The following is a 6,000-nucleotide window of genomic DNA, read 5'->3' as shown; positions in this document are numbered from 1 at the left end:
TCCGCTCTCCCCTCTCCCCATCTCCCCATCTCCCCATCTCCCCATTTCCCCATCTCCCCATCTCCCCATCTCCCCATATCCCCATTTCCCCATCTCCCCATCTCCCCACACCTCCCACACTTCCCTCTCTTTCCCGACTCCCGACTCCCGATTCCCGATTCCCAACTCTGGACTCCCGACTCCAGAAACCACCGGAGATGATATCAGAGGACAAAGAAAAGTCCAAAACCCAAAATAATTGCTCCAACTGCAACAATCAATGACCAGAAACGATGGTAGCTGTTGACAGTGGTGTTATTGCTTTCCAACTGGATCAAGTCTAGCCAAGGGGCAATTCCTCTGCGGAACCAGCCAACTACATTGACTTGGGAGCCAATTAAGTTCTGCACCTTACTGCTACCAAAAAGGAAGTTACCGATTGGACCAAAGCGAGAAGCATAGCGGGTATAAATCATCCCACTGCGGTCTTGAAGCTTGAGATCGGAACCAAATTTATAGCCAGCATCTGCGCGACCAATTAACTCACCTTGGAGTTTCACGGGACGACCACGCAAAGGACTGGCGTAGGGGTCACACATTAAGGTGAAGATATCCGATTTAGACGATTGCTTGAAATCTGGGTACATCACCAGGGTCTTAATCAAGGTTCCCACAGCAAAGCCAAAGAGCATAAAGCTGGGCAATACTGTTACTTGAGCAGTCCAACTCAAGACGATAGAAGCAATCATTAAACCAGTAATACTACCAATGAATTGAGCATTGAACAATACAATATCCACGGCAAAATTACCATAGAGCTTTTTCTTACTGAGCTGATTGCCTTCTCGGACGACAGTAGCCATATCAAATTCAGTCTCTAAGTCCATTTGCTCAGCATAAGTAGTTAAAGCGCGGACTCGTTTACCGGTTAGGGGATGAGTAGAATTCAACTCCATCCACCAACCCCAGGGGTTAAAGATATCCCAGAGAAAGACTTGCCCGACTTTCTGGGAGTCTGAGGCGATACGATAAGCGGTACCGGTAGAAGCAGCCGCTTTGTGGTCGTAAATCCCGAGGCTGCGGGTTCCTTCAATTAATTTACTGGGTTCTTTTGCTCGTTGCCCTTCTTCGACGATACCGTAGGCAATCTTCACCAAAGCTCGTGATAGAGCATTTGGGTTACCGGTAGTTTCAGCAGCAAAGTGATCAGCATAGTATTCTCGGGTTCGGGATAGGTACAGCACCAAGTAAGTGCCGATAATGTAAAACACATAAGCTACCATTGCTGCTGTTTGAGCAGCATCTTTGCCTTTACTGTTACCACCGCCGCGACTGATCCGTCTGGCGAAAGAATAGATTAGGTAGGTGATTTGTACTAAAGTCGCCGCTAAGGTCATTACGGCAAAGTCCCAGTGGACAATATGCCCCAATTCATGAGCATAAACTGTGGCGATTTCATCATCATCGAGGTAAGTAAATAAACCCTGACTAACGACTAAACGAGCGCTGTTTGGTAGGGAACCATAGGTAAACGCGGTGGGATTTTGGTCATCAATAATACCCAATCGAGGTTGTTTGATATTTTTTTCTTGACAAACCCGCTCAATCACTTCTGCGCTTTCAGGACTATAGCGCTGGATATCTGCTAGGGTTACCCAACGGGTTTGGTAAAGCCACCGTTGGGTTAAGTCCATGATCCAGGGAGAGATGAAAAAGGCAGCAACATTAAAAATTAGGGTTATGGCAACTGCGATGATTAACCCAGTAACAGGATTGTTACTATTAAGGATTAGCAGCAAACTCAGAGCTAATACTAATACCATCCCAAATAGTAAAGAGATGGTAACACCAGAGGCAAGGGCAAGATTACCGGCAATGCCTTTCATGGCTAACCTTATACCAGTTTGCGCAACTCTTCCGGCTTTGTGACGGGATTTTGACACGGTTTTCGCTGTTGTTTTTGTTGGGGTTGTTTTTGTTGACTTTGAGGTGAGGGTGGTCAGACATTTTTTTGCCCAATTGCTGACCTGGGAATTTGGGTTATTTTCTAACTTCCGACAGAGGGCGATCGCTTTTTTGTTCTCACCATTACCGCTATAGGCTTTCACCAGAGCGGCTTGGGCTTGACTATACTCTTGAGAATGGTGATCGGAAAGCGCACCTAAAGAATTTTGGCAATACTGGCAATAGTCTTCTAGGGATTGCACCGCCTCTGCATAACGTTTTTGTTTGAGAGCATTTAATCCATTTTCTAGTGACATCGGTGTTTTATGATCATCTCCTAGTTCACTCGGGTCCTACACTTATATGAACTGTCCTATAAACTGTCATTAAAGGTAGTCTGGCCTTTTTTGGGCTTATTTAAACTATTCCCATCTACGGATATAATTTCCTGATTTAGACGGATTTCGGAAATATAAATTTACTAGAGTTCAGGGAAAATGTGACGATAATAAATAGCGATCGCATTTCCCCATCACAGCAGTAACCTCTACTAAGTAATCAGGGCTAGGTAATGAAGTTATGAAACCGTTTTACATAACTTAATAATTTAGGGGCATACTTGAAGGGCGATTACTCTATAGCTTTTGTGGTCTGCTTCTGTTGCAAATTGCCATGAATGGCTAGCCAAATGCAAGGTGGCTCAGCACTGGTATATTCAACTCGATGCTTTTGATGAGCTTTAATAAATAGATAATCCCCTGCTTTGAGCTTGACACTGGAACCGTCAAGGTAGGCAAGGGTTGCTTGCCCTTGTAACAGGATTACCCATTCGTCTTGGTCTTGGTCATACCACTCTCCCGTTGGTGTAGTTTGTCCAGTGGAGATGATGCGCTCGATTAATAGGCTCTCGGTAGATATCAACGGTTCAAACAGTTCTTCGGTAGGAAGTTCAGGAGGTAAGTTGAAAATGTTAGCTATCTCTTCAGTGTTCATACATCACCTTATTAATCAAGTTCAATGGAGACAACGACCTGTCCGTGATCAGATTGCCAAGTCTCAATTTTCTCGTCACTCAAAGTTTCGTCGATTAGATGATCATTGAAAAGGGAGACATACCCAACTCTGCCAATACGTTTGGGATTTTGAACCACGAATTCCTGACTGACCAAGATGTGATCTAGGCTCTCGTGGTGGCCATTATGGATGTGGGTGTAGTAGAAGTCACCATAGTTTTGTCGAGCTTGAATGTCTTTGACGTAATACAACAACACATCCCAGATCATCTGCTTTTGCTGAAACCAGAGTTTTCTCAAAGGGGGCTCTCCAGAAACAATTTGAGAAGTTATAGCCACACCACTATCATTGACATCACCCATCACTATTACCGGATGATCCCTGTGCTGTAGCTTATCCATCAAAATTACCCGCAAAGCTGTTGCTTCAGCTGCTCGGAGGATTAGAGATCTCGCTTGTCCTTTGGCTTGTTCAATTGGGTCGTTGCGGTCTACTCCATCGGGGATGATCGGACGCTTGGACTTGAGGTGAATTACAAAAACTGTACAATCAATCGTGTCACTCAGCTTGAGATGTGCTTCTAACACTGGTCGAGAAAAACGCTTGAGTGGGATGTCTGTTCCCTGGATATCCAGGCATGCCGTAGTGGGAAAATCTTTGATGACGTTGTATTCAAGCACTGGAAACCTGGAGGTCAGGGCAACAACTGGACTTTTACCGGTAGGCTTTGCGAACACAGTGGTGGCATTGTCATAAACTTGACTCTGAGCCAGTGCTTGTTGGAGAGCTTCTTGATGAAATACCTCTTGAAAGCCAACAATGTCAGCTTTCATCTTCTTCAGTTGTTCAGCGATCCAGGTGGTCTTAAGAGCGTATTCTGTTTGGGTATATATCTTTTTCCTATAGTATAGGACATCTGGTAGTACTAAGTTGCATAGGTTAAAGGTTCCAACTTTGAAACGGTTTCGATGCATGATTCTTATTTGCGCTGAGAGCTATGTCTCCAGCTTGGCATTTCCCCATCTCAAGATGCGGGGATTCTCTGTTCTTGGAGTTGCTCTAACCTCGCAGGCTTAGGCCATTTGTAACAACTTCAACCAAGGGCTTAGATCATGTCAGGATAATTACCCTTAATCAAAATTTCCCCCATCTCCTGATCTCCCGATCTCCCGATCTCCCGATCTCCCGATCTCCCCACACCTCCGTTCTTTGTTACAAATATGAGATGCACCCGTTGGACAAGCTTAAATCCTATAACCAACACTCCTCAAGGTGAGAGAATAAATTAACTCTCATCCTCCAAATCGATAATACTCCCAAATTCATGCCATCACGACCAACCAGAGTTGGCAGGTGACCCACTGGAGCCCAGATTACGGAAAATGTCAGGTCTTCATAATTTCTCCATCGTCTTCTGAGGTGCAATCCTTTCCGCTCTCGCCATCCCACACGATGACCAAATTGTTGATAAAGCTGAGTTTGATACGCTAATAGGTTAGGGAAATAATTACTGCGGGAAATACTGTTGGGGTTGTAATAAGAACTCAATACATACAAGCTTCGGTTGAATTCCAGTTTATCAACGTTATTATCGTCACTATCAAGTTTTCCCCCAAGCTTCTCCCAAATTTCTTTTTGCAAACTGAAGCCGAATTGCCCACTGCTATACTTTAGCCAAAGCCGCTCAATGGTGTGTAGATCGGTGCAAGGAAAATTCTTGATTGACTCAGGGTCGATATTGTTGTCTTCTTCTCGACCAATTGCTTGGACCATCAGAGCAAACGTTTCCTGATCCGCTTCTTTCCATTTACCGGCTCTTAGTAAATTTCGCAAGTTAGAGTAGTCTATGCCTTGATCAGAAATGAGTTGGTCAGGTTGGTGTAGGTCAACAGTTATCCCCAACTCTTGGTTTTTTTTATTTAAGGTATATTGAACAATTTCAGGAATCTTACCATACCGTTCATAGTTTTCCACAATTTTGCGATACTTGGCTTCGATTTTGCGATACTCACTATCTGGATCATGGTTGGGGTCTTGATTCATTAAAATAGTCAGTAAAATATCTAACCCTTTATTATCGAGAAACAGAGCTGGCTCGATCTCGGGCTTAATAGTCTGGACTTTTTCGGTGGCATAGTTATGTAATTCACGAATATAGATTAAGCCAGCCCCATCTCGGTCTGCTGCACCAGTTTCAATGCCTTCGACTAAGTACTGGGTGTAAAGGGAACAATCAGCTGGTTCCTGTTCACAAGAGGTTTGTGTCGTTGTGGAGGAGGTGAGAACTGCTCGCCCTGGAGCACTGAGTTCTTCCTTGAGATTGACACCCACAGGTTCTGTCAGCCAACCGTCAGCGGAAGCACTAGCTAAAGCACTATAGTAATCACACTCAAGAATTACTATTTGTTGCTGAGCATCACTACGACTCAATTGCTGGTGTAAAAAAGCAGCGGGTAATGTAGTACCTTCAAGGTTATCTTTAGTCGTGATGCTAGTTGTTAAATAGAGTTTACCATCCTGATTAATAATTCCTTTTCCAGAGAAAAAAACTAGGGCTAAGTCATTGACACCACATTGGTCAACTAGGTTCTGAATTCCCTGTTTTAGGGTTTCCAGATTGGGATTGAGCAGCAACTCTACCCGATTAAAATCCCCTAGGGTTTTTTCTTGCAAAACTCGCTGCATTGCTGCCACATCATGGGATGCAGCTTGATTGGTAGTTAAACCTTCTGCATACTGATCAACCCCGATCAGCAGTGCTACTTTCTTAGCCATTTACTTTTTCACATTTTGCCATCTCTTATCTTCTTATAGCATTTATAGCAATTATACGACTTGTGAGGTACAAATTGCTGGGTTTTAGGGAGCAGGGAGCAGGGAGCAGGGACTTCATAAGAATAAAGAAAAAAGAGGGAAGAGAAAAAAAATAATGTTTACCTCATAGCTACGATAAACGCTATATAAAATAGCTGAGGTACACAAGTTTTGAATTTTCGTGAATAGGGAATCGGGAATAGGGAATCGGGAAAAAATCTTGTGTACCTCATCAAGAGGAGAACTGGT

4 protein-coding genes are annotated in these 6,000 nt (G+C 43.9%); all 4 read right to left on the bottom strand.

The window, feature by feature from the left end; genetic code table 11:
* Positions 1–203: 203 nt before the first annotated feature.
* The 4 genes from F6J99_RS15895 to F6J99_RS15880 all read right to left on the bottom strand — a co-directional run bounded on the left by F6J99_RS15895 (position 204) and on the right by F6J99_RS15880 (position 5,712).
* Positions 204–2,240, bottom strand: coding sequence for a zinc metalloprotease HtpX (locus F6J99_RS15895; RefSeq protein WP_293113776.1), 2,037 nt, complete (start codon positions 2,238–2,240; stop codon positions 204–206).
* A 313-nt stretch (positions 2,241–2,553) separates the two neighbouring features.
* The gene (locus tag F6J99_RS15890; protein WP_293113775.1) at positions 2,554–2,916 is read right to left on the bottom strand and encodes a cupin domain-containing protein; all 363 of its coding nucleotides are present in this window, start codon (positions 2,914–2,916) and stop codon (positions 2,554–2,556) included.
* Positions 2,917–2,927: 11 nt separating this feature from the next.
* Positions 2,928–3,911 (bottom strand): endonuclease/exonuclease/phosphatase family protein, encoded by a 984-nt coding sequence (locus F6J99_RS15885; protein ID WP_293113774.1) that lies wholly within the window; start codon positions 3,909–3,911, stop codon positions 2,928–2,930.
* A 277-nt stretch (positions 3,912–4,188) separates the two neighbouring features.
* The gene (locus F6J99_RS15880; protein ID WP_293113773.1) at positions 4,189–5,712 is read right to left on the bottom strand and encodes a GUN4 domain-containing protein; all 1,524 of its coding nucleotides are present in this window, start codon (positions 5,710–5,712) and stop codon (positions 4,189–4,191) included.
* Between the last annotated feature and the right edge of the window lie 288 nt (positions 5,713–6,000).

Origin of the sequence: Moorena sp. SIO4G3 (assembly GCF_010692305.1) — a bacterium.
Classification (GTDB): Bacteria; Cyanobacteriota; Cyanobacteriia; order Cyanobacteriales; family Coleofasciculaceae; genus Moorena; species Moorena producens_A.
This window is presented reverse-complemented; position numbering and strand designations above follow the sequence as displayed.